Raw genomic sequence first — 23585 nt, forward strand, 5'->3', positions numbered from 1 at the left:
GGCGATGGCACTTTCAAGGGCGCCATCGCCGGCAAGCCGGCTCCTACACAATTGTGGGTTACAAAGCCTTTTCGAAAATCTTCGAGTTACGCTGGTAGTTGTACAGCGACGCCCGCGCCGACGGCAGGCGGTCCACGCTGCTCGGCTCAAAACCACGCTCACGGAACCAGTGGGCGGTACGAGTGGTGAGAACGAACAAGGTTTTCAAACCCTGCGCCCGCGCCCGGGTCTCGATGCGCTCCAGCAACACATCACCCCGCGCACCATGACGGTACTCCGGGTTGACCGCCAGGCACGCCAGCTCGCCCGCGTCCGAATCCGCGATCTGATACAGCGCCGCACAGGCGATGATCATGCCTTCGCGCTCCACCACGCTGAATTGTTCGATCTCACGCTCCAGCACTTCCCGCGAGCGACGCACCAGGATGCCCTGCTCTTCCAGCGGGCTGATCAGATCGAGCAAACCACCGACATCTTCAATCGCCGCTTCGCGTACCTGCTCGAATTGTTCCTGGGCCACCAGCGTACCGCCGCCGTCCCGGGTAAACAGCTCGGTGAGCAAAGCACCGTCTTCGGCGTAGCTCACGATGTGGCTGCGCCCTACCCCGCCCCGGCACGCCTCGGCTGCCGCGTCCAACAGTTCGGCTTGATAGTTGCTGCCCAGGCGCTGCAGGTGCGCCGGCACTTGTTGCGGGCGCAACTCGCGCACCAGACGACCATGTTCATCAATCAGGCCTAAATCGGCGCCGAACAGCAGCAGTTTGTCGGCGCCCAGGTCGATGGCGGCGCGCGTGGCGACGTCTTCGCAGGCCAGGTTGAAAATCTCACCGGTAGGCGAATAACCCAGAGGCGACAACAGCACGATGGAGCGTTCATCCAGCAGGCGATTGATGCCCTTGCGGTCGACCCGACGCACTTCGCCGGTGTGGTGGTAGTCCACCCCTTCAAGCACGCCGATCGGCCGCGCCGTCACCAGGTTGCCGCTGGCCACCCGCAGGCGCGAGCCCTGCATCGGCGAGGAGGCCATGTCCATGGACAGGCGCGCTTCAATGGCAATCCGCAAGTGGCCGACCGCGTCGATCACACACTCCAGCGTTGCGGCATCGGTGATGCGCAAGCCTTCGTGGTAAGCCGGGGTCAGGCCGCGTGCTTCAAGACGGGTTTCGATCTGTGGGCGCGAACCATGGACCAGCACCAGCCGCACGCCCAGGCTGTGGAGCAGCACCAGGTCGTGGACGATATTGCCGAAGTTGGGGTGTTCCACACCGTCGCCCGGGAGCATGACCACAAAGGTGCAGTCGCGGTGGGCATTGATGTAGGGCGAAGCGTGACGAAGCCAATTTACGTAGTCGGGCATAACACCTGGGCCTGTAATAAAAAGCAGCCGAAAAGGATGAATCGTGAAAGCGCACAGCGGGCTGATGGTTATCGTCGGAACAGGCTTGGCGACACGCTCACTCTCCTTTCTATGTACGAACAGGTTGGGGTTAATTTATGCGGGTTTCAGGCAGTAGTGTTCGATCAGTTCCCGCAATAGACGCACTGTAGGCGTCAAGCGTGACATTTCGAGGTACTCGCCCGGCTGATGGGCACAGGCGATGTCGCCAGGGCCAAGCACCAGGGTTTCACACCCAAGGCGCTGAAGATAAGGCGCTTCGGTGCCGAACGCTACTGCTTCGGCACGATGACCGGTCAAACGTTCAGCCACACGCACCAGTTCGGCGTCTTCGGGCTGTTCGAACGGGGGCACTTCGGGGAACAACGGCGCGTAGTCGATCTTGACCTGATGACGCTCGGCCAAGGGTTGCAGCTTCTGCCGGATCGCATCGCGTAGCACCTGGGGGTCCATGCCCGGCAGGGGGCGCAGGTCGAATTCCAGGGAGCACTGGCCGCAGATACGGTTGGGGTTGTCGCCACCGTGGATACAACCGAAATTCATGGTCGGCTGGGGTACGCTGAATTGCGGGTTACGGTACTCGCGCTGCCAGGCCAGGCGCAGGCCGCGCAGTTCGCCGATGGCGTCGTGCATGGCTTCAAGTGCGCTGTGGCCCAGGCTCGGATCCGACGAATGGCCACTCTGGCCCAGAATGTCGATGCGTTCCATCATCACGCCCTTGTGCAGGCGGATCGGCTTGAGGCCGGTAGGCTCGCCGATCACCGCCGCACGCCCCAGTGGCCGCCCCGCCTCAGCCAGCGCACGAGCGCCGGACATGGAGCTTTCTTCATCACAGGTAGCGAGGATCAATAGCGGTTGCTTGAACGGTTGATCCAGCAGCGGCAACACCGCTTCGATGGCCAGGGCGAAAAAGCCCTTCATGTCGCAACTGCCCAGTCCTACCCAGCGGCCGTCGACTTCCGTCAGCTTGAGCGGGTCGGTCTTCCACAGCGCGGCGTCGTAAGGAACCGTATCGCTGTGACCTGCCAACACCAGCCCACCCGGGCCACTGCCGAAACTGGCCAGCAGGTTGAACTTGCCAGGGCTGACCTGCTGGATGTCGATGGCAAATCCCAGGTCGCCCAGCCAACTGGCAAGCAAATCGATCACCGGGCGGTTGGTCTGGTCGAGAGACGCCTGGGTGCAACTGACCGACGGCGCAGCAATCAGCGCGGCGAACTGCTCTTTCATGGACGGTAATGGCATGCGCGGTCTCTCAACTTCCCGGATGAGCCCCACTATAGAGCCATCTGCACGACACAATAAACCGTTGCGGCGCGTTGCCGGGCTCAGTCCTGTACACTGCACGACCTTGGCAGCCACTCTTTTCCCCGGCTGCGCTCCCGATCCTGGATGTTCCGGCCATGCAAAAAGAAACCGAAATCAAGCTCCGCGTCAGCCGCGAGACCCTCGCCGCGCTGCGTGAGCACCCGCTACTGAAAAAACGCAACAAAAGTGGCTGGGAACGCCGTGAGTTGATGAACCAGTATTTCGACACCCCCGAGCGCGACCTGGCCCAGGCCAAAGTCGCCCTGCGCCTGCGCAAGGACGGTGACGACATCATCCAGACCCTCAAGACCCGTGGCCAGAGCGTCGCCGGCTTGTCGGAACGCAACGAGTACAACTGGGACCTGCCCAAAGCCAAGCTCGACGTGAAGAAGCTGGACGGCGAATGCTGGCCCGAGCAACTGGCCGAGCTGGACAAAAAGACCCTTAAGCCGATCTTCACCACCGACTTCGTGCGTGAGCGCGCCGAAATCGCCTGGGGCCGTGGCAAGGCCAAGGTGGTTATCGAAGCGGCCTTGGACCTGGGCCACGTGGTGGTCGGCAAGCAGAAAGAAGAAATCTGCGAGCTGGAGCTGGAATTGCGTGAAGGCGAACCGGCTGCCCTACTGGAACTGGCCGCCGAACTGGCCGCCACCCTGGCCCTGATGCCCTGCGACATCAGCAAGGCCGAGCGCGGCTACCGCCTGTACGACGCCAGCAGCTACTCCCTGAGCCTGCCGGCACCTGAGCTGCACGCCGAAATGCCGCTGGACGACGCTTTCGCCGCCATCATGTGGCACCTGCTCGGCAGCAGCCAGCGCCTGGCCGAACAATACCGTTTCAATGGCCACTGGCGCCTGCTGAAGGACTGGGTCGACAACCTGGGCGAACTGCGCGCCCTGGTCGGCAGCCTCGGTCAAGCTGCACCTCGTCAGTCCACCAGTGAACTGCGCAGCGCACTCGATGCCCTGCTGGAAGACTGGCGCCCGCTGGTACAAGCCGGTGACGACGACGAAGACATTCGCAAAGCCGCACCAGAACAATTCATCGAAGAATTGGACGACGTGCGTTGGGGCCTGTTCTCGCTGAACGCCTCCCGCTGGTTGCTGGCCCGTACCTGGACCGCCGACCGCAACGTGCGTGGCAATCGCCAGGGCGCTGCACAAATCACCAACTGGCTGCCGCGCCTGCTGGCAGACGACGCCGTCGCCCTGCAACTGCCGCGCTACCAGCAGCAGCCGGAAGACCTGGCCGAGCAACTGCCACGTATCGAACGCATTCAGGCCTGGCTGCACCATGCGCGCCATGTGGTGGACATTCCGGAGCTGGACCGTTTGTACGGCGAGCTGAACAAGTTGGCGCAACTGGCCAACCAGCTGATCACCGATGAGTCGCTGGATGCGCGGATGCATCAAGCGATTGCGGTGTACCAGAACCGGGCCTGGAAGACTTTGTTGCGCCTGTAAGATCGCTATCGCCGGCAAGCCGGTTCCTACAGGGATTGGGTTTACCGTGTAGGAGCCCGCTTGCGGGCGATAGGGCCCAGCCTGTCAGCGCAACACTGGCAGGCTCGTGGTGGACTTGATCTCCGACAGCGCCACAATCGAATTGACCTCCTGGATCCCCGGCACCATCGACAGTTTCTCAAAGAAAAACCGCTCGTACGCCTCGATATCCGCCGTCACGATGCGCAGCAGAAAATCCACCGCCCCCATCAGCACATAGCACTCCAGCACTTCCGGAAAACCGCGAATCGCCTCGGTGAATTCAGTGAAGTTGGACCGACCGTGGGCGTTGAGTTTGACCTCGGCGAAGATCTGCGTGTTGAGGCCGATCTTCTTGCGATCAAGCAAGGTCACCTGGCCACGGATCACCCCCTCCTCCTTGAGCCGCTGGATACGCCGCCAGCACGGCGATTGAGACAGGCCCACCTGCTCGGCGATCTGCGCACTGGACAGCGAGGCGTCCTCTTGCAGCAGGGCCAGGATGCGACGGTCGTAGGCGTCCAGCTCGCTATGCATAAAAATACCTTTGATTGCCGACATATTGAATTGAGTGATTCATATAGCGGCCAATATGGCCGATCTTAGATAAGAAATCTCCCGTGCCGAATGTAAAAATTTCTCCAGTCGAATCTGGAGAGTCAGCATGCACGCCGTCGAAACCATCCACCCCGCCACCCGCGTCGATGCGTGGGCCGTCAACAGCGCGCATTGCCAGGCGCATTACCGCATCGTCGCCGAAGCTGAGCCGGACGTGCTGTGCCGCGTGCTCAACTATTTTGCACTGCAGTTCCTGACGCCCAGCCAGGTCCAGGTGAACCGCGAGGACGACCTACTGAGCGTGGATATCGTGATGAATGACCTAAGCTGGCACCGGGCCCAGGTGATCGGTGAAAAGATTCGAAATGTGATCAGCGTGTGCAGCCTGGAACTGTGGGCAGCTGATTCCGCGGAGCCTCAAGAGCGGGTAGCCGTCGCGCTGTAAAAGCCTGCAATACAAGCCGGGAGGCGCTGAGTCAGGGGCTGACTAGCCTGGGTTTACGCCCCAAGCCTACCCAGGAAACGTGTAATGCCCGCTGATCAACCTTTGGAACTGCATCGACTATTACCCGCCATGGTCGACAGCGGCGTGATAACACCCGAAACCGCCCGGCAGTTGTCTGCGCTACCCGCCAACAATGCGTTGCACCCCTTGGAGTGCATTGCAGCACAGGGGCCTTGCCTGGAAACCCTGACGCAATGGCTTGCCCGGCACGTTGGGCAGCCTTATCTGCGCATCGACCCGTTGAAGATCGACGCGGCGACCGTGGTGCCATTGATGTCCCACGCTTTCGCTTTACGCCACACCATTCTCGCGGTGGCCGTGGACGCGCACACCGTGACCATCGCCAGCGCCCAGCCCGGCATCACCGCCTGGGAAGCCGGCCTGGCACAGGTGCTCAAGCGTTCGATCAAACGCGTGGTCGCCAACCCACAGGACATACGGCGCTGCATCGGCGAGTTTTACCGCTTGGCCAAGTCGGTCAGCGGTGCCGATCAAAAGTCTGCTGTGCCTGGCACTGCCGAACTGCTCAACCTCGGCGCCCACGACAAGGAGCCCGATGCCAATGACGCGCATATCGTCAATATCGTCGACTGGCTGCTGCAATACGCCTTCGGCCAGCGGGCCAGCGATATCCACATCGAACCCTGCCGCGACCAGGGCCGCGTGCGTTTTCGCATCGATGGGTTATTGCATGATGTCTACCAATTCCCGCCCCAAGTCACCATGGCCGTGGTCAGCCGCCTCAAAAGCCTGGGCCGGATGAATGTGGCAGAAAAGCGCAAACCCCAGGATGGGCGAGTCAAGACCAAGAGCCCCACAGGCACCGAGGTGGAACTGCGCCTGTCCACCTTGCCCACTGCGTTTGGCGAAAAACTGGTGATGCGCATTTTCGACCCACAGGTCCTGCTCAAGGATTTTGACCAGTTGGGTTTGTCTACCGATGACCAACAACGCTGGCACGCCATGACTCGGCAGGCCAATGGCATCATCCTCGTCACCGGGCCAACGGGGTCGGGCAAGACCAGCACCCTCTACACCACGCTCAAGCAACTGGCGACCCGCGAGGTCAACCTGTGCACGGTGGAAGACCCGATCGAAATGGTCGAGCCCGCCTTCAACCAGATGCAGGTACAGCACAACATCGACCTGACCTTCGCCAGCGGCATTCGCGCCCTGCTGCGACAAGACCCGGACATCATCATGATCGGGGAGATTCGTGATCAGGAAACCGCAGAAATGGCGATCCAGGCCGCACTGACCGGGCATTTGGTGCTGTCGACCCTGCACACCAACGATGCCCCCAGCGCCATCAGTCGCTTGCAAGAGCTGGGAATTGCTCATTATTTAATCAAGGCTACGCTGATAGGCGTGATGGCGCAGCGGCTGGTGAGGGTGTTGTGCCCTCACTGCAAACGCGCTGTGAAAGACACTGAAGCCCATGAGGCGGTCGGGTGCGCGGAGTGTCGTGACAGTGGCTACCGGGGCCGGGCCGGCCTCTATGAAATCATGGTGGTGGACGAAGCGCTCAAGGGCTTTATCACGCCCGGTGCCGATATACAGGCGCTGCGCCGCGCGGCGCTTGAACAAGGCATGTGCAGCCTGCGCATGGCCGGTATCGACAAGATGAATGCCGGCCTTACCACCCTGGCTGAAGTCTTGCGCGTAACGCCTGGGGATTCAGAAACAAATCCTTTGATTGCCGGGGCATGAAACCGTTCTTATCCGTGACGAGACCGTTACAATCGGCCGAACGTCGTTTCACTGACACTTTCAGATAGGGAATCGTTATGCAGATCGGAACCGTACTGCTTCTTTTTGTGGGCCTGGCCGTGGCCATCCTGTTCATGGGCTTCAAGGTGGTGCCGCAGGGCTACCAGTGGACCGTCGAACGTTTCGGTCGCTACACCAACACCCTCAAGCCCGGCCTCAACATCATCATCCCGGTCATGGACCGCATCGGCCGCAAGATCAACGTGATGGAGAGCGTGCTGGATATTCCGCCCCAGGAAGTCATCACTGCCGACAACGCCACCGTGCAGATCGATGCCGTGTGTTTCTTCCAGGTGGTCAACACCGCCCAGGCCGCCTACGAGGTCAATAACCTCGAACATGCCATCCGCAACCTGCTGCAAACCAATATCCGTACCGTGCTGGGCTCCATGGAGCTGGACGCCATGCTCAGCCAGCGCGACGGCATCAACGAAAAACTGCTGAAAACCGTGGATGAAGCCACCGCGCCGTGGGGCATCAAGATCACCCGTATCGAGATCAAGGACATCAGCCCGCCTGCCGACCTGATGGCCGCCATGTCCGGCCAGATGAAAGCCGAACGGATCAAGCGTGCGCAGATTCTGGAAGCCGAAGGCCTGCGCGCCTCGGCGATCCTGACCGCCGAAGGCAAGAAGCAGGCACAGATCCTTGAGGCTGAAGGTAGCCGACAGGCGGCTTTCCTTGAATCCGAAGCCCGTGAACGCCAGGCCGAAGCGGAAGCTCGCGCGACGCAGGTCGTGTCGGAAGCCATCGCGTCGGGCAACGTGCAGGCGGTCAACTACTTCGTGGCGCAGAAATACATCGACGCCCTGGGCAAGCTGGCGTCAGCCAACAACAGCAAGGTCATCCTGATGCCGCTGGACGCCAGCCAGGTGATTGGCGCCGTGGGCGGCATCGGCGAGATCGTCAAGGCCACCTTCGACAGCAAGAAAGGCTGAGGCCATGTGGGAATTCCTGCAGCACTTGTCGTTCTGGGACTGGCTGGCACTGGGCACGGTGCTGCTGATCCTGGAGGTATTCGGCGCTGGCGGCTACCTGCTGTGGATGGGTATCGCGGCGGCCGCGGTGGGCGTGATCAAGTTCCTGGTGCCGCCGCTTGGGCTGGAATGGCAACTGCTGTTGTTCGCGGTGCTGTCGATATTGACGGCCGTGTATTGGTGGAAACGCCAACGCAGCAGCGCAAAGGCCAGCGACCAGCCGGGGCTGAACGAACGCGGCTCGGAACTGGTGGGGCGTGTCTTTGTGGTGCACCAGGCGATCGTCGATGGCCGGGGCAAGATAAAAGTCGGTGATGGGGTGTGGATGGCAACCGGTCCGGACAGCCCTGTAGGCGCTCAAGTACGGGTGATTGGTCAGAATGGCGTGGTTTTAACAGTTGAAACTGTTTAGTCAGTGATGGAACTCGGCTGGGCTTACTACAATCATAAAGTACAGATAACCCACCCGGAGTCACCCATCATGCGTCTTAAATATGCTGTCGCAACCCTCGCTGTGCTTTCCCTCCCTGTCGGTTCAGCCATGGCCGACAGCTTCTGGCGCAATGTCATCTCTTCGGGCGCCACCACCGGCTCGACGTACCTGACCTTCAAGGACCACAAGCTGGTGGTCGCCGCCCAAGACGACGCCGGCAGCTTCGTTGCCAGCGACGGCGGCATTCGTGGCCCGTACCTGGAAGCAGCCATGCAGAAGGTTCGCGCTGACAATCCGGGCCTGCAAGCCACGGATATGGAATTGGCCAACGCCATCCTCGCGAAAAATGCTGTGGCCGAGTAACAAACGCCCCATAAAAAATGCCGCTTATTCAAGCGGCATTTTTTTGTCCGCAACATGACGAATCGTTCACGGGCGACAGGCTATATTCAGTCGAGTCATGTAACCATGCCGGTACTGATACGTCCCTCACTCATCGCCAATCTGAAACGGATGCCTTCGTCGTTATGAGCCAACTGCCCTTTCTGCCGTTTTCCAAACCTACCATTGATGAAGCCACCATCTCGGCGGTCGGCGATGTATTGCGCTCAGGCTGGATCACCAGCGGTCCCAAAGTGCAGGCCTTCGAGGCACAGTTGTCGGAATACTTTGGTGGGCGCCCGGTGCGCACGTTCAACTCAGGCACCTGCACCATGGAAATTGCCCTGCGCATTGCGGGCATCGGCCCTGGCGATGAAGTGATCACCACACCGATTTCCTGGGTTGCCACGGCCAACGTGATTCTGGAAGTGGGCGCCACCCCCGTGTTTGCCGATATCGACCCTGTCACCCGCAATATCGACCTGGCTCAGGTAGAGGCGGCAATCACCCCGCGCACCAAGGCAATCATTCCGGTGTACCTGGCGGGCCTACCGCTGGACATGCCAATGCTTTACGCACTGGCCAACAAGTACAACCTGCGCATCGTCGAAGACGCCGCCCAAGCCCTGGGTTCCAGCTGGGATGGCGAGCGCATTGGCGCGACCGGCGACTTCGTGTCGTTCAGCTTCCAGGCCAACAAGAACATCACCTCGTCCGAAGGTGGCTGCCTGGTGTTGAACAACGCCGAAGAAGCCCGTCTGGCCGAAAAATATCGCCTGCAGGGCGTTACCCGCACCGGCTTCGATGGCCTGGACGTGGACGTGCTGGGCGGCAAGTTCAACATGACCGACATCGCCGCCGCCATTGGCCTGGGTCAGTTCGCTCATATCGAAAAGATCACCGCTCACCGCCAGAACCTGGCGCGACACTACTTCAAATGCTTCGGCAGTGACTTCGAAGAGCAATACGGCGCGCAACTGCCGCCCGCAGATTTCGAAAACAGCAACTGGCACCTGTTCCAACTGGTACTGCCGGAACGTCAGGATGGCCTGCCTGCCCGCGCCACCTTCATGGAGCAGATGCAAGCTCACGGCGTGGGTATTGGCTACCACTACCCGCCGATCCACCTGCTGAGCCTTTATCGGGCACAGGGGTTCAAGGAAGGCATGTTCCCGGTCGCGGAGAAGGTGGGGCGTTTGATCGTGTCGTTGCCGATGTTTACGGCGATGACAGAGGCTGATGTGGAGCGGTCGGTGGCGGCCGTAAAAGCGGTATTGAAACGCTGACCCTGTAGGAGCCGGCTTGCCGACGATGAGGCCCTCAAGCATTGCAGCGAACTTGAGGCCGCCATCGCCGGCAAGCCGGCTCCTACAGTAGATTGCGGTGTTACTCGCCGATGGCGGCTTTGTAGCCGGCTGCATCCAGCAGTTTTTCCAGGTCAGCCGGGTTGCTCGGCTTGAGCTTGAAGATCCACGCACCGTAAGGGTCGGAGTTCAACAGCTCAGGGCTACCGCTCAGCTCTTCGTTGACAGCAATTACTTCGCCAGCAATTGGTGCGTAGATATCCGAAGCAGCCTTTACCGACTCAACCACACCCGCCTGGCCTTCAGCCTCAAACTGAGCGCCGACTTCGGCCAATTCAACAAACACCACGTCACCCAACGCTTCCTGGGCATGGTCGGAAATACCGACGGTCACTGTGCCGTCCGCTTCCAGACGGGCCCATTCGTGACTTTCGGCAAAACGCAGGTCGGCAGGGATATCGCTCATAGTCTGTGTCCTCAAGAAGAAATGTCAGCGGCCTTTGGCCTGCCGGAAATAGGTTAGATCAGGGTTTTGCCATGGCGTACGAAGGTCGGTTTGACCACTCGAACCGGGTACCACTTGCCGCGGATTTCCACTTCGGCCCGATCGGCAGTTGCCGTCGGTACGCGCGCCAGGGCAATGGATTTGCTCAGCGTAGGAGAGAAACTACCACTGGTGATCTCCCCTTCGCCAACATTGGCGATGCGAACCACTTGGTGGGCACGTAGAACGCCACGTTCTTCCAGTACCAGCCCTACCAGTTTGAACTGTACCCCGGCCGCTTTTTCCGCTTCCAGCGCGGCACGGCCGATGAAGTCTCGCTCGACGGGTTCCCAGGCGATGCTCCAGGCCATATTCGCCGCCAGCGGTGAAACATCCTGGTGAATGTCCTGGCCGTACAGGTTCATGCCGGCTTCCAGGCGCAGTGTATCGCGCGCCCCAAGACCAATGGGTGAAATGCCAGCACCCACCAGGTCGTTGAAAAAACCAGGGGCCTGATCGGCAGGCAGTACGATTTCCAGGCCGTCTTCGCCGGTGTAGCCCGTACGGGCGATAAACCAGTCGCCGTCGGCCTGGCCCTCGAAAGGCTTGAGCTGGTGGATCAGGGTGCTACGCGATTGGGTGACCAGCTCGGCGATTTTCTGCCGGGCGTGGGGGCCTTGAATGGCGAGCATGGCCAATTCGGGCCGCTCGTGCAGTTGCACCTGGTAGCTGTCCAGTTGCGCCTGCATCCAGGCCATGTCCTGGTCGCGGGTGGCCGCGTTAACCACCAGTCGGTAACCGTCGTCGGTTCGGTAGACGATCATGTCATCCACCACGCCGCCCTGCTCGTTGAGCATGGCGCTGTAGAGCGCACGGCCGCAGCCATGCAAACGATCCACATCATTGGCCAGCAAGTGCTGGAGCCATTCCTTGGCCTGGGGGCCTGTGACATCGATCACGGTCATATGAGATACATCGAACACCCCGCAGTCGCGTCGCACCTGATGGTGTTCTTCAACTTGCGAGCCGTAGTGCAGAGGCATATCCCAACCGCCAAAATCGACCATTTTCGCGCCGAGGGCGAGATGCAGGTCATACAAAGGCGTACGCTGTCCCATGGGTTTCTCCTTCCGGGCTTGGCGAAGGTGCGCAGGGTTGCCGTTTGCGCTGGACACTTCTGATTACAAGGCCTGCAGCCACACACAGCGACCCGATCCGAAAGACGGACCGCACCGAATGCCGCGCATTGTAGCCGCAAGCCGTAGGACTGGCACCTAACCGATTTGCCGTGCAGAGCGACGGATCAGCCCGATCACCGGCAACAGGCCCACCAACACCAGCGTCAGCGCCGGCAGCGAAGCCCTTGCCCATTCACCTTCGCTGGTCATTTCAAAGATGCGAACCGCCAGGGTGTCCCAGCCAAACGGGCGCATCAGCAAGGTAGCGGGCATTTCCTTGAGTACGTCCACGAACACCAGCAACGCGGCGCTCAGGGTCCCCGGCAGCAATAACGGCAGATACACTTTGCAAAACAGTCGTGGCCCACTCACGCCAAGGCTGCGCGCGGCTTCCGGTAATGACGGCCGGATGCGCGCCAGGCTGTTTTCCAGCGGCCCATAGGCCACCGCCAGGAAGCGCACCAGATACGCCAGTACCAGCGCCGACAGGCTGCCCAGCAACAGCGGCTTGCCTGCACCACCGAGCCAACCGGACAGCGGCACCACCAGCTCACGGTCCAGGTAACTGAACGCCAGCATGATCGACACGGCCAGCACCGAGCCCGGCAAGGCATAACCGACGTTGGCCAAGCTGATGCCGGAGCGTATCGCCCGGGTCGGTGCCAGGCGGTTGGCAAAGGCCAGTATCAACGCCACGCTGACCGTGATCAGCGCGGCAATCCCGCCCAGGTACAGGGTGTGAAGGATCAGGCCCGAATAGCGTTCATCCAGGTCGAACCGGCCGCGCTGCCAGAACCAGGCCACCAGTTGTACCATCGGAATGACAAAGGCACAGGCGAATACCAGGCCGCACCAGGTGCTCGCCGCAGCAGCCTTGAACCCGTGCAGGTGATACAACGCCTTGCCCCGTGGCCGCTCATTGCTCGGCCGGCTGGCCCCTCGGGCACGGCGTTCGCCATAGAGCACCAGCATCACCACCAGCAGCAACAGGCTGGCCAACTGTGCCGCACTCGACAGGCTGAAAAAGCCGTACCAGGTCTTGTAGATGGCCGTGGTGAACGTATCGAAGTTGAACACCGAAACCGCGCCGAAATCCGCCAGGGTCTCCATCAAGGCCAAGGCCACGCCGGCTCCGATGGCGGGCCGTGCCATGGGTAGGGCCACGTGCCAGAACGCTCGCCACGGCGATTGCCCAAGCACCCGTGCCGCTTCCATCAAGCCTTTGCCCTGGGCCAGGAACGCCGTGCGCGCCAGCAGGTAGACGTAGGGGTAGAACACCAGCACCAGCACGATGATCACGCCGCTGGTGGATCGCACCCGTGGCAGGCGCAGACCGGTGCCGAACCATTCGCGCAACAGGGTTTGCACAGGGCCGGCAAAGTCCAGCAGGCCGACGAAGACAAACGCCAGCACATAGGCCGGGATGGCGAACGGCAGCATCAATGCCCAATCGAGCCAGCGCCGACCGGGGAATTCGCAGAGGCTGGTAAGCCAGGCCAGGCTGACGCCGAGGAGGGTCACGCCGACGCCGACGCCAAGCACCAACGTCAGGGTGTTGTCCAGCAGGCGCGGCATCTGGGTGTCCCAGAGGTGGGACCAGATCTGTGGGTCGATGCTTTGCCAGGACAGCAACAGCACGCTCAGCGGCAGCAGCACCAGGGCGGCGACGGTGAAGACCGGCAGGTACCAGCGGCGTTGGGCGGGGTGGGCCAAGGAAAAGCTCTCAGAATTATGAAGAATTTAAAGTCGCCGCTAACCAATGTGGGAGCTGGCTTGTGTGGGAGCTGGCTTGCCTGCGATACAAACACCTCAGTACATCAGTCATACCGAGGTGATCCTATCGCAGGCAAGCCAGCTCCCACACAAACTGCTCCCACATATGAACTGCTGTGTTTTCTAAATGTGCATCAGTTCCAGCCGGCGCGATCCATCAAGCGGATAGCCTCAGCCTGGCGCTTGCCCGCCACTTCCACCGGCAGGGTGTCTGCCACGAACTTGCCCCAGGTCGCCACTTCGGCAGACGGCGGCACAGCCGGGTTGGCCGGGAATTCCTGGTTTACATCGGCAAAGATCTTCTGGGCTTCAGCCGTGGTCATCCACTCCACCAGCGCCTTGGCAGCTTCCGGGTGTGGCGCGTGCTTGGTCAGGCCGATGCCCGACAGGTTCACGTGCACGCCACGGTCGCCCTGGTTCGGCCAGAACAGCTTCACCGCCAGGTTCGGGTTCTGCTTGTGCAGGCGGCCGTAGTAGTAGGTGTTGACGATGCCCACGTCGCATTGCCCGGCGTTGATGGCCTCGAGCACCGCGATGTCATCGGAGAACACGTCGGTGGACAGGTTGTTGACCCAGCCCTTGACGATCTCTTCAGTCTTCTCCGCGCCATGGGTTTCGATCAGGGTGGCGGTCAGCGACTGGTTGTAGACTTTTTTCGCCGTGCGCAGGCACAGGCGGCCTTCCCACTGTTTGTCGGCCAGCGCTTCGTAGGTGGTGAGATCACCCGGTTTTACCCGGTCGGTGGAATAGGCAATGGTTCGCGCGCGCAAGCTCAAGCCGGTCCAGGTGTGTTTGGACGAGCGATATTGCAGGGGGATGTTCTTGTCGATCACCTCAGAGGTGAACGGTTGCAGGATGCCCATCTGCTCGGCCTGCCACAGGTTGCCGGCGTCCACGGTGAGCAGCAGGTCGGCGGTGGCGTTTTCACCCTCGGCCTTGATGCGCTGCATCAGCGGGGCTTCCTTGTCGGTGATGAACTTCACCTGTACGCCGGTCTTCTTGGTGTAGGCGTCGAACACCGGTTTGATCAGTTCGTCGATGCGCGAGGAGTAGACCACCACTTCGTCGGCGGCCTGCACGGTGGTGCTGCCGATCAGGGTGAGTGCCAGGGCAGTCAGGAGGCGCTTGGGTGCCAACATGGGTGCGGTCTCTCATTTGCAAAAAGAGGGCAAATGATAAGGACTCACATTTGGTGGCGCTTGGTGGAGGCGTTACCAGATGTTGCGTGGCCGGCTTTTTGCGGTGGGGCTGAGGGCCTCATCGCCGGCAAGCCGGCTCCTACAGGGGTTGTGTTTCGAGGTCAGGGTTGGGCGAGGTCGGGGAGGTCGCCGGTCAGGCCGAGGGCTTGGCGTACGAAGACGGCCTTGGCTTCGGGCATCTGGTCGACCATCTTCAAGCCGGCGTTGCGCAACCAGCGCAATGGCAGTTGGTCGGCCTGGAACAGTCGCTCGAAACCTTCCATCGCCGCCATTAACGCCAGGTTGTGCGGCATGCGCCGGCGTTCGTAGCGGCTCAGCACTTTCACATCCGCCAGGCGCTCGCCGCGTTCAGTCGCCGAGAGCAGCACCTCAGCCAAGGTCGCCGCATCGAGAAAGCCCAGGTTCACACCCTGCCCGGCCAATGGATGGATCACGTGGGCCGCGTCGCCGATCAACGCCAGGCCTTCGGCCACATAGCGTTTGGCGTGACGTTGACGCAGGGGCACACAAACGCGCGGGTCTGCACTGATCACAGTCCCCAGCCGCCCTTCAAAGGCGCGCTCCAGTTCGCGGCAAAAGCCCTCATCATCCAGCGCCATCAAGCGCTCGGACTCAGCCGGCGTGGTGGACCAGACGATCGAGCACCAATCTTCCTGCCCATCGCGCACCAACGGCAAAAACGCCAGTGGGCCGGTGTCGGTAAAGCGTTGCCAGGCCGTGCGCTGGTGCGGCTGGCTGCTGCGCACGCTGGTGACGATGGCGTTGTGCAGGTAATCCCACTCGCGGGTCGCGGTGCCGGTCAGGCGGCGCACGGCGGAGTTGGCGCCATCGGCGGCCACCACCAGGGGTGCACGCAAGGTGCGGCCGTCGGCCAGGGTCAGCAGCCAGTCATCGCCGGAGCGGCGCATCTGCTCCAGACGTGCGTTGGCCAGCAGGCCCAGATCACAGTCGTGCAGGCGGTCGAGCAAGGCGTCTTGCACCACACGGTTCTCGACGATATGCCCGAGCACCTCGGCATGCACGCTGGCGGCCGAAAAGTGGATCTGCCCGGTGCCGCTGCCGTCCCACACCTGCATCTCGCCGTAAGGGCTGGCGCGGCGCGAGACGATGCCGTCCCACACGCCCAGGCGCTCCAGAATACGCTGGCTGGCGGCCGACAATGCGCTCACACGGGGTTCGAAGGCGGCCTCGCGGTCGAATGGCTTGACGCTCAGCGGGCTGCCGTCGAGCAGCAGCACCTGCAGGCCACTGCCCTGCAACGCCAGCGCCAGGGCGCTCCCGACCATTCCGGCCCCGACAATCAGCACATCTGCGCGCATGTCCATGCTTTAAGCCTGTCTCGCTGGCGGCTTGCGCCGCACGTAAAGGGTTTTGTCGACCCGCGCCACCAGGGTGCCGGAGCCGTCATGAATCTGAACCTTGAGGTGAGGCAAGTACTTCTCGCCACCTTCGGTCTGCCGGCGAATGTCATCGAGCAACGCGTCGTCGATGGAAAACTCGGCGTACACCGGGCCTTTGCCCGGCGAAATGAAATCGATGCTCGCGGCCTTGTCCCAGACGATGTAGTCGCGGCCCAGGTTCTCCATCAGCATCAGCATGTAGAACGGGTCGACCATCGAATACAGGCTGCCGCCGAACTGCGTGCCGACGTAGTTGCGGTTGTACCAGCCCAGGCCCATGCGCACCTTGGCATGGCGAAAATCCGCGCTCAGCGCCTGCACCCGAACGCCCGCGCCAAGGTACGGCGGGTACAGGGTCAGGAACAGACGCAACAGCCGCGCCTTGCCCAGGCGCTCGGTCAGCCACTTACGCATCGGGACGCGTGCCCAGGCCCATGGCCTGACGGGCGAACCAGCGTTTGGCCGGTGGCAGCAAGTCCAACCCCAGCAGGCCGAGGTTACGGCCCAACGCCACCAGCGGTTGCGCGCTGCCGAACAGACGCGTGACCTGGTCGGAAAAACCCACGGTCATTTTCTGGTCCAGGCGCTGGCGCTCAAGGTAGCCCTGCAAGGTCGCCAGGTCGCCCGGTACCGCAGGCCCGGCCAACAAGGCCTCGGCCAGGGCATTCGCGTCGCGCAGAGACAGGTTGAAGCCCTGCCCGGCAATCGGGTGCAGGCTGTGGGCAGCGTTGCCGAGGATGGCCAGGTGCGAGCGTACTTGCTCCTCGGCCTCGACCAGGGTCAACGGGTACAGGTGGCGGGCACCGACTTGCTTCAAGGTGCCCAGGCGGTAGCCGAATACGCCCTGCAGTTCGCTGAGGAAGGCTCGTTCGTCGAGGTTGGCCAGGCGCTGGGCGTCCATGCCGATGCGCGTCCAGACCAGCGCGCAACGGTTGTCCGGCAGCGGCAGCAGGGCAATCGGGCCTTCATCGGTGAAGCGCTCGAAGGCTTCGCCGTTATGGGGTTCGCTTGGGGTGATGTTGGCGATCAGTGCGCTCTGGTTGTACGGGCGGGTCTTCACGCCAATGCCCAGTTGCTCGCGCAGGCCGGAACGGCCGCCATCGGCGAGTACCGCCAGGTCGCATTCCAGCACGGTTTCATCGTTGAGGGTCAGGCGGTAGCCATCAGGCAATGGCTCCATGCGGGTGACTTCGGCCGGGCAACGCCAGCTGACCACGTCCTTGTCCAGGCCTTGCCACAGGCATTGGCCCAGCCAGGCGTTTTCCACGACGTAACCCAGGGCCGGCACGCCCTCCTCTTGCGCGGTCAACCGTGCGGTGGAGAAGCGCCCACGGTCCGACACGTGAATCTGCTTGATCGGCTCGGCACGCCGGGAAATTTCCTGCCACAGGCCCAGGCGCTGGTAAATCTGGCGGGCGCCAAATGACAGTGCCGAGGACCGTGCGTCGTAGCTCGGCTGATAACTGTCACCGGGTGCGAAGGGTTCGATCAGTACGATCTTCCAGCCTCGCGCCTTGGCCCCGGCCTGCAGCGCCAGCGCCAGGCTGGCACCCACCAGGCCGCCGCCGATGATGGCGAGGTTGACCCTGCTCATCGGGCGGCTGCCATCAGCGCTTCGATCTCGGCAACGGCCTTGGGCACGCCACCGGTCAGAATTTCACAGCCTTGCTTGGTCACTACCACGTCGTCCTCGATGCGTACGCCAATGCCACGCCATTTCTTTGCCACGTTCTGGTTGTCCGGCGAAATGTAGATCCCCGGCTCCACGGTCAACGCCATGCCCACTTCCAGCACACGCCACTCACCGCCCACCTTGTACTCGCCCACATCATGCACATCCATGCCCAGCCAATGGCCGGCGCGGTGCATATAGAAAGCCTTGTAGGCTTCGCTGGCGATCAACTCGTCAACGTCACCCTGCAACAAGCCCAGCTTTACCAGCCCGGCCGTGATCACCTGGACGGTCGCCTCATGCGCCTGGTTCCAATGCTTGTCCGGGGCGATCTCGGCAAACGCGGCTTCCTGGGAGGCCAGCACAATCTCGTAGATTGCCTTCTGTTCGGGCGAGAACTTGCCATTGACCGGCCAGGTGCGGGTGATGTCACTGGCGTAGCAGTCGATCTCGCAACCGGCATCGATCAGCACCAGGTCGCCATCCTTGAGCACTGCATCATTCTGCTGGTAATGCAGGATGCAGCTGTTGCGCCCGGCGGCAACGATGGAGCCATAGGCCGGCATTTTCGCGCCGCCCTTGCGGAACTCGTAATCCAGCTCGGCTTCCAGGCTGAACTCATGCAAACCGGCGCGGCTGGCCTGCATGGCCCGCACATGCGCCGCGCACGAGATTCGCGCCGCTTCGCGCATCACCTTCACTTCTGCCGCCGATTTATACAGGCGCATGTCGTGCAGCAGATGATCCAGGGCAACAAACTCGTTCGGCGGCTGGGCGCCCAGGTGCGCTTTAGAGCGGATCACGTTGATCCACTCCATCAGGTGGCGATCGAACTCGGCGTTGCTGCCCATGGCCGAATACACCCGATCGCGGCCTTCGATCAGGCCGGGCAGGATGTCGTCGATGTCGGTAATGGGGAATGCGTCGTCGGCGCCAAAGTCACGGATCGCGCCTTCGGTCCCGGCACGCAGGCCGTCCCACAGTTCGCGTTCGGCATTGCGTTCGCGGCAGAACAGCACGTACTCGCCATGCTGGCGACCGGGCATCAGCACGATCACCGCTTCCGGCTCAGGGAAACCACTGAGGTACTGGAAGTCGCTGTCCTGGCGGTACACGTGCTCGACATCACGGTTACGGATCGCCACGGCGGCGGCGGGCAGGATCGCGATGCTGTTGGGTTCCATCTGCGCCATGAGCGCCTTGCGGCGCCGGGTGTATTCCGCTCTGGGGATATGAATCATGGGCAGATGGGCTTCCTTTCTTAGTGAAGCGACGGCTTGGGCGCAGCCGGCTCAGCGGACTTTTTGGTCTCGGTGAACAGCAACAGCGGCGCGACGCGCAGGTATTCCATCACTTCCATATAGTCGCTTTCGCCGTCTTCGGACTCTTCCAGTGCATCTTGCACCTGGGAGATGGCTGCCAAATCCTGCAACACTTCCTGTGCGTCGGTGCTCAACTCCAGGCCGCCGGCGTTCACGCCGAAGCCATGAAGGAAACCTTGGCACCATTGGCCCAGGGCGGCGGCACGTTCGGTGAGCGGCGCGTCGTCGGTCGGCAGCAGCAGAACCACGGTGACGTCGTCACCGGTCAGCTCGCCCTTGACCATTTCCTGCAGGCCGATCAGCGCGTTGCGCACGTTGTCTTCGGGTTCTTTCTCCAGCAGCTCGGCCACATCGGCCAGCCAGTTGTCGGCATCGAAACCGACACCAGTGCAGCTGCGACCCAGCAACACGCCGTGCAGTTCGGCAGGCGAGCATGGGTGGCCGCTGGTGCTCAGCAGTTTGGAAAAAGCGTCGTACGGGGAGTTCTGAATGGGCATGGTGAGCTAGGCGCCAGACGGCGCAATGTCTAGAATGGAGCGCTGTATCCTAGCACCGGCAGACGTACCAAGACTATCGAGGGCGTCAGATCGTTTATCCTGAAGTTGCCATTCATCAGACAAATCCAGTGGAACCCAATGGAAGACACCGACCTGCAAGCGCTGATGGCCAGACTCGAACTGCTAATTGATCGGGTCGAGCAACTTAAGAGTCAAAACGGACTCCTATTAGCTCAGGAAAAGACCTGGCGCGAGGAACGCGCTCACCTCATTGAAAAAAACGAAATCGCCCGGCGTAAGGTCGAATCGATGATTTCGCGCCTGAAGGCCCTGGAGCAAGACTCATGAGTTCAAGCAATAGCGTAACCGTGCAGATCCTCGACAAAGAATATTCGATCATCTGCCCCCAGGAAGAGCGCAACAACCTGGTGAGCGCCGCCCGTTACCTGGATGGCAAGATGCGTGAAATCCGCAGCAGCGGCAAAGTGATCGGCGCCGACCGCATCGCCGTGATGGCCGCGTTGAATATCACCCATGATCTGCTGCACAAGCAGGAACGGCCTGACGTGCAGGCCAGCGGCTCGACGCGCGAGCAGGTGCGTGACCTGCTGGAGCGTGTCGATCTGGTGCTTTCCAGCGATTCAGACGCACCCAAGGGCTGATTGCCGAAGCTGTTTAAGGTATACTCGCCCCACTCCCTGGCGTGTTTGCCAGTCGGCGATGTCCCTGAGCCGATTCGCACTACCCTGGAAGTTGCACGTTGGGCTGGTGTGCATGTCCGCTAGACGGAAAGCCTTAAAGCCTACTGCATCTTCCACCTTGAACTTTCGGGTTCAAGGGCTAAGTCGACAGCGGCTCTGTCGGGGAGCCTGAATTCCCAAACTCAATGCCAGTCTTCGGACTGGCATTGTTTTATGAGCCGGAAAACCATGACCGAACCTGCGCCGCTTTCCCGTCCGCAACTTCGACGCATGTTGCGCAAAGCCCGCCGCGCCCTTACGCCGAGCGAGCAGCGCAAGGCCGCCCACGGCCTCTATCGGCAACTGGCACAGCAGCCGCTGTTTCGCCGGGCCAAACACATTTCCTTGTACCTGCCGACGGACGGTGAAATCGATCCGCGCCTGCTGCTGCGCGCCGCCCAACGTCGGGGCAAAGCCACCTACCTGCCGGTGCTCAGCGCCTGGCCACGGACCAAGATGGTGTTTCAGCGCGTGCGGCCTGGGGATAAGTTATCGCCCAACCGCTTCCGTATTTTTGAGCCACGGGTGAATGCCAAACGCCAACGCCAGGTCTGGGCACTGGACCTGGTGTTGCTGCCGCTGGTGGGGTTCGATGATGCCGGTGGGCGCCTGGGCATGGGCGGCGGCTTCTATGACCGCAGCCTGGCTTACCTCGCTCGCCGCCAACACTGGCGCAAGCCAACGCTGCTGGGCCTGGCCCATGAGTGCCAGAAGGTCGATCGCCTGGCACAGGCAAGCTGGGACGTGCCGTTGGCAGGCACTGTCACCGATAAGCAATGGTATGTCGCGGGAACGCCGCTGGAACCAGCGACGCCTTGAAGCCGTGTTAACGCTTGAACGGTTGCGGCTTCTGTTGAGCCAGTTCAACGGGTGCATCGGTCTTGTTCGACCACAAGCTCTGCGCATATCCGGTGGTCACGACGCCCAGACCAAACAAAATAACCAAAATCCATAGTAAATCCGGTTTACGTTGCATCGATTGCCCCCCTTCAGGCACCTCGTACACGATGACAACAACGTTCCAAAGTAGTCCGTTGCAGCTGCGTCAAGCTTAAAATCCCGGCATTCTGCGGTAACGTGAACCAACACGCAAACCTTGGCGCCAACCGACTGTCGGTTTGTCATAAAATTGCCAGACAACTTGCCCAACGCCTTTTTCAGGAGCCCTAAAATGGCCTACTGGCTGATGAAATCCGAGCCCGATGAACTCTCGATCAAGGGCCTGGAAAAGCTAGGCGAAGCCCGCTGGGACGGAGTGCGCAACTACCAGGCGCGCAACTTCCTGCGCGCCATGGCGGTGGGCGACGAGTTTTTCTTCTATCACTCCAGCTGCCCCGAACCTGGCATTGCCGGCATCGGCAAAATCGTCGAGGCGGCCTACCCGGACCCCACCGCGCTTGAACCGGAAAGCCACTACTTCGACGCCAAGGCCACTCCAGAGAAAAACCCGTGGAGCGCGATCAACGTGACGCACGTCAAAACCTTCCCCAACGTGCTCGGCCTGGGCTACCTGAAACAGCAAGCCGCTCTCGCCGAACTGCCGCTGGTACAAAAAGGCAGCCGCCTTTCGGTAATGCCCGTGACCGCCGAACAATGGGCGGCGGTGATCGATTTGCTGTGAAGCGTTACTGGATGATCAGGTTGTTGAACAACAGGTCTTCCACCACCGGCTTGCCGGTCTCGTCGTTCATCACTTGTTGAGTCTGCTTCAGGGCTTCCTGGCGCAGCTTTTCTTTGCCTTCGACACTGCTCATGGTGTCGTTGGTTTGCTGGGTGAACAGCGCCACCAACTGGTTACGAATCAGCGCATCGTTGGCTTTGACGGCGGCGGCGGCTTCTGGCCCGGTCACACGCAGGGCGATGTCGGCCTTGTAGACTTTGAGTTTGGCCGTACCGTCCAGCCCGTAGTTGCCTACGAAGGGCGGGGTCAGGCTGATATAGCTGACCTTCGGCGCCTCCCCTTCTTTCGCTTCTTCGGCCTGGGCTGCCATCGGCAAGGTCAGGGCCAGCATCAACAGGATCCACGCTTTCACAGTTCACTCCTCGAATTCGGTTGCCGGGTAGCATAACGCTAGCAAGGCTGAGCACAAGCTTATGGCGGCTTATCAGGCCCGGGCATGCTCGTTGACCCACGGGCGTACCCTCCTACACTTATCGGCCACGATGCCAAAAGGAATAGTCCGATGAAAGCTGTGCTCTGCAAAGCCTTCGGCCCCGCCGAAACCCTGGTGCTGGAAGAGGTCGCCAGCCCGGCGATCAAGAAGAACGAAATCCTGTTGGACGTGCACGCTGCCGGGGTCAACTTCCCGGACACGTTGATCATCGAGGGCAAGTACCAGTTCAAGCCGCCCTTCCCCTTTTCGCCGGGTGGCGAGGCAGCCGGCGTGGTCAGTGAAGTGGGTGAGAAGGTCAGCCACCTCAAGGCCGGCGACCGGGTCATGGCCCTGACTGGCTGGGGCAGCTTCGCCGAGCAGGTCGCGGTACCAGGCTATAACGTGCTGCCGATTCCGCCGAGCATGGATTTCAACACTGCCGCCGCGTTCAGCATGACCTACGGCACCTCGATGCATGCCTTGAAACAACGCGCCAACCTGCAGCCCGGCGAAACCCTGTTGGTGCTCGGCGCCTCGGGCGGCGTGGGCCTGGCCGCCGTGGAAATCGGCAAGGCCATGGGCGCCCGCGTGATCGCCGCTGCCAGCAGCGCCGACAAACTGGCCGTGGCCAAGGCGGCCGGCGCCGATGAGCTGATCAACTACAGCGAAACCAGCCTCAAGGACGAGATCAAGCGCCTGACCGATGGCAATGGCGTCGATGTGATCTACGACCCGGTGGGCGGCGACCTGTTCGACCAGGCCGTGCGCGCTATCGCCTGGAACGGCCGTCTGCTGGTGGTGGGGTTTGCCAGCGGGCGCATTCCCGAGCTGCCGGTGAACTTGGCCCTGCTTAAAGGCGCATCCGTGGTCGGCGTGTTCTGGGGCTCGTTCGCCCAGCGCCAGCCGCAGGACAATGCGGCGAACTTCCAGCAACTGTTCACGTGGTACGCCGAGGGCAAGCTCAAGCCGTTGGTGTCGCAGGTTTATCCACTGGAACAGGCCGCGCAGGCGATCAATGACCTGGGGCAGCGCCGGGCGGTGGGCAAAGTGGTCGTCCAGACCCGCTAACGGACCTGAAATGCAATCCCTGTGGGAGCTGGCTTGCCTGCGATAG

The 23585-nt window shown here is 61.5% G+C and carries 26 protein-coding genes and 1 other RNA gene; 13 read left to right on the plus strand and 14 right to left on the minus strand.

All coding sequences use genetic code 11. From position 1 onward, the window contains the following. Positions 1-58: 58 nt before the first annotated feature. Entirely contained in the window at positions 59-1357 is a 1299-nt protein-coding gene (gene argA / locus AC07OV_RS14270) for an amino-acid N-acetyltransferase (protein ID WP_176996847.1), read from the minus strand. A gap of 135 nt (positions 1358-1492) precedes the next feature. Further along, positions 1493-2641: an acetylornithine deacetylase gene (gene argE, locus AC07OV_RS14275; RefSeq protein ID WP_494996276.1), complete on the minus strand. Its 1149-nt coding sequence runs from the start codon at positions 2639-2641 to the stop codon at positions 1493-1495. 158 nt (positions 2642-2799) lie between these two features. On the opposite strand from argE, the gene AC07OV_RS14280 reads away from it, so the two are divergent. Beyond that, positions 2800-4167, plus strand: a complete 1368-nt coding sequence (locus tag AC07OV_RS14280; protein ID WP_176996849.1) for a CYTH domain-containing protein — start codon at positions 2800-2802, stop codon at positions 4165-4167. Between the two features lie 84 nt (positions 4168-4251). Here the strand turns inward: AC07OV_RS14280 and AC07OV_RS14285 are convergent, their stop codons facing one another. Next, entirely contained in the window at positions 4252-4722 is a 471-nt protein-coding gene (locus tag AC07OV_RS14285; protein WP_007928270.1) for an Lrp/AsnC family transcriptional regulator, read from the minus strand. A 127-nt stretch (positions 4723-4849) separates the two neighbouring features. Between AC07OV_RS14285 and AC07OV_RS14290 the strand changes: the two genes are divergently transcribed. The 6 genes from AC07OV_RS14290 (at position 4850) to AC07OV_RS14315 (ending at position 10095) form a co-directional block, all read left to right on the plus strand. Beyond that, a complete protein-coding gene (locus AC07OV_RS14290) occupies positions 4850-5188 on the plus strand; it encodes an ACT-like domain-containing protein (RefSeq protein WP_495092442.1) in 339 nt (112 codons plus the stop codon). Between the two features lie 84 nt (positions 5189-5272). Further along, positions 5273-6958: a GspE/PulE family protein gene (locus tag AC07OV_RS14295; protein WP_495092443.1), complete on the plus strand. Its 1686-nt coding sequence runs from the start codon at positions 5273-5275 to the stop codon at positions 6956-6958. 77 nt (positions 6959-7035) lie between these two features. Then, positions 7036-7956 carry an SPFH domain-containing protein gene (locus AC07OV_RS14300; RefSeq protein WP_176996852.1) on the plus strand — a complete coding sequence of 307 codons (921 nt, stop codon included), beginning with the start codon at positions 7036-7038 and terminating at the stop codon, positions 7954-7956. Positions 7957-7960: 4 nt separating this feature from the next. Next, positions 7961-8407, plus strand: coding sequence for an NfeD family protein (locus AC07OV_RS14305; RefSeq protein ID WP_176996853.1), 447 nt, complete (start codon positions 7961-7963; stop codon positions 8405-8407). A gap of 69 nt (positions 8408-8476) precedes the next feature. Next, positions 8477-8791, plus strand: coding sequence for a DUF2388 domain-containing protein (locus AC07OV_RS14310; RefSeq protein WP_021492636.1), 315 nt, complete (start codon positions 8477-8479; stop codon positions 8789-8791). 164 nt (positions 8792-8955) lie between these two features. After that, on the plus strand, positions 8956-10095 hold the full coding sequence (locus tag AC07OV_RS14315) for a DegT/DnrJ/EryC1/StrS family aminotransferase (RefSeq protein WP_178919961.1): 1140 nt from the start codon (positions 8956-8958) through the stop codon (positions 10093-10095). A gap of 100 nt (positions 10096-10195) precedes the next feature. On the opposite strand, the gene gcvH is transcribed toward AC07OV_RS14315, so the two are convergent. The 9 genes from gcvH to AC07OV_RS14360 form a co-directional block, all read right to left on the minus strand. Beyond that, positions 10196-10579 carry a glycine cleavage system protein GcvH gene (gene gcvH, locus AC07OV_RS14320; RefSeq protein ID WP_176996855.1) on the minus strand — a complete coding sequence of 128 codons (384 nt, stop codon included), beginning with the start codon at positions 10577-10579 and terminating at the stop codon, positions 10196-10198. A 53-nt stretch (positions 10580-10632) separates the two neighbouring features. Continuing rightward, the gene (gene gcvT / locus AC07OV_RS14325) at positions 10633-11715 is read right to left on the minus strand and encodes a glycine cleavage system aminomethyltransferase GcvT (RefSeq protein WP_495092444.1); all 1083 of its coding nucleotides are present in this window, start codon (positions 11713-11715) and stop codon (positions 10633-10635) included. Between the two features lie 156 nt (positions 11716-11871). Continuing rightward, complete coding sequence (locus AC07OV_RS14330; protein ID WP_176996857.1) at positions 11872-13488, minus strand: ABC transporter permease; 1617 nt, start codon at positions 13486-13488, stop codon at positions 11872-11874. A 194-nt stretch (positions 13489-13682) separates the two neighbouring features. Continuing rightward, positions 13683-14687: an extracellular solute-binding protein gene (locus tag AC07OV_RS14335; RefSeq protein ID WP_176996858.1), complete on the minus strand. Its 1005-nt coding sequence runs from the start codon at positions 14685-14687 to the stop codon at positions 13683-13685. A 161-nt stretch (positions 14688-14848) separates the two neighbouring features. Further along, entirely contained in the window at positions 14849-16066 is a 1218-nt protein-coding gene (locus AC07OV_RS14340; protein ID WP_494996318.1) for a 2-octaprenyl-3-methyl-6-methoxy-1,4-benzoquinol hydroxylase, read from the minus strand. A gap of 9 nt (positions 16067-16075) precedes the next feature. Continuing rightward, on the minus strand, positions 16076-16561 hold the full coding sequence (locus AC07OV_RS14345; protein ID WP_494996280.1) for a DUF4442 domain-containing protein: 486 nt from the start codon (positions 16559-16561) through the stop codon (positions 16076-16078). After that, the gene (gene ubiH / locus AC07OV_RS14350) at positions 16554-17741 is read right to left on the minus strand and encodes a 2-octaprenyl-6-methoxyphenyl hydroxylase (RefSeq protein WP_495092445.1); all 1188 of its coding nucleotides are present in this window, start codon (positions 17739-17741) and stop codon (positions 16554-16556) included. Before ubiH ends, AC07OV_RS14345 begins: the two co-directional genes overlap by 8 nt. Next, entirely contained in the window at positions 17738-19060 is a 1323-nt protein-coding gene (pepP, locus tag AC07OV_RS14355; RefSeq protein ID WP_176996861.1) for a Xaa-Pro aminopeptidase, read from the minus strand. Before pepP ends, ubiH begins: the two co-directional genes overlap by 4 nt. Before the next feature lie 20 nt (positions 19061-19080). Further along, complete coding sequence (locus tag AC07OV_RS14360) at positions 19081-19638, minus strand: YecA/YgfB family protein (RefSeq protein WP_176996862.1); 558 nt, start codon at positions 19636-19638, stop codon at positions 19081-19083. A gap of 138 nt (positions 19639-19776) precedes the next feature. Here AC07OV_RS14360 and AC07OV_RS14365 point away from each other — a divergent pair, with 138 nt between their 5' ends. From AC07OV_RS14365 to AC07OV_RS14380, 4 genes are all read left to right on the plus strand, one after another. After that, positions 19777-19986 carry a TIGR02449 family protein gene (locus tag AC07OV_RS14365; RefSeq protein WP_003177365.1) on the plus strand — a complete coding sequence of 70 codons (210 nt, stop codon included), beginning with the start codon at positions 19777-19779 and terminating at the stop codon, positions 19984-19986. After that, the gene (locus tag AC07OV_RS14370) at positions 19983-20300 is read left to right on the plus strand and encodes a cell division protein ZapA (RefSeq protein WP_003176812.1); all 318 of its coding nucleotides are present in this window, start codon (positions 19983-19985) and stop codon (positions 20298-20300) included. The genes AC07OV_RS14365 and AC07OV_RS14370 overlap by 4 nt, the downstream gene beginning before the upstream one ends. Positions 20301-20330: 30 nt before the next feature. After that, a non-coding RNA gene (ssrS, locus tag AC07OV_RS14375) (6S RNA) lies at positions 20331-20509 on the plus strand. A gap of 58 nt (positions 20510-20567) precedes the next feature. Continuing rightward, positions 20568-21197 (plus strand): 5-formyltetrahydrofolate cyclo-ligase, encoded by a 630-nt coding sequence (locus tag AC07OV_RS14380; protein WP_495092491.1) that lies wholly within the window; start codon positions 20568-20570, stop codon positions 21195-21197. Positions 21198-21204: 7 nt separating this feature from the next. Here AC07OV_RS14380 and AC07OV_RS14385 read toward each other — a convergent pair whose 3' ends face one another. Continuing rightward, positions 21205-21354, minus strand: a complete 150-nt coding sequence (locus tag AC07OV_RS14385; RefSeq protein WP_176996863.1) for a hypothetical protein — start codon at positions 21352-21354, stop codon at positions 21205-21207. A gap of 195 nt (positions 21355-21549) precedes the next feature. On the opposite strand from AC07OV_RS14385, the gene AC07OV_RS14390 reads away from it, so the two are divergent. Then, positions 21550-21999 (plus strand): EVE domain-containing protein, encoded by a 450-nt coding sequence (locus AC07OV_RS14390; protein ID WP_495092446.1) that lies wholly within the window; start codon positions 21550-21552, stop codon positions 21997-21999. Between the two features lie 4 nt (positions 22000-22003). On the opposite strand, the gene AC07OV_RS14395 is transcribed toward AC07OV_RS14390, so the two are convergent. Then, on the minus strand, positions 22004-22411 hold the full coding sequence (locus AC07OV_RS14395) for a flagellar basal body-associated protein FliL (protein ID WP_176996865.1): 408 nt from the start codon (positions 22409-22411) through the stop codon (positions 22004-22006). 150 nt (positions 22412-22561) lie between these two features. On the opposite strand from AC07OV_RS14395, the gene AC07OV_RS14400 reads away from it, so the two are divergent. Beyond that, the gene (locus AC07OV_RS14400) at positions 22562-23539 is read left to right on the plus strand and encodes an NADPH:quinone oxidoreductase family protein (RefSeq protein WP_259172349.1); all 978 of its coding nucleotides are present in this window, start codon (positions 22562-22564) and stop codon (positions 23537-23539) included. Positions 23540-23585 lie beyond the last annotated feature (46 nt).

Source organism: Pseudomonas sp. GW821-FHT09A09 (assembly GCF_059418405.1).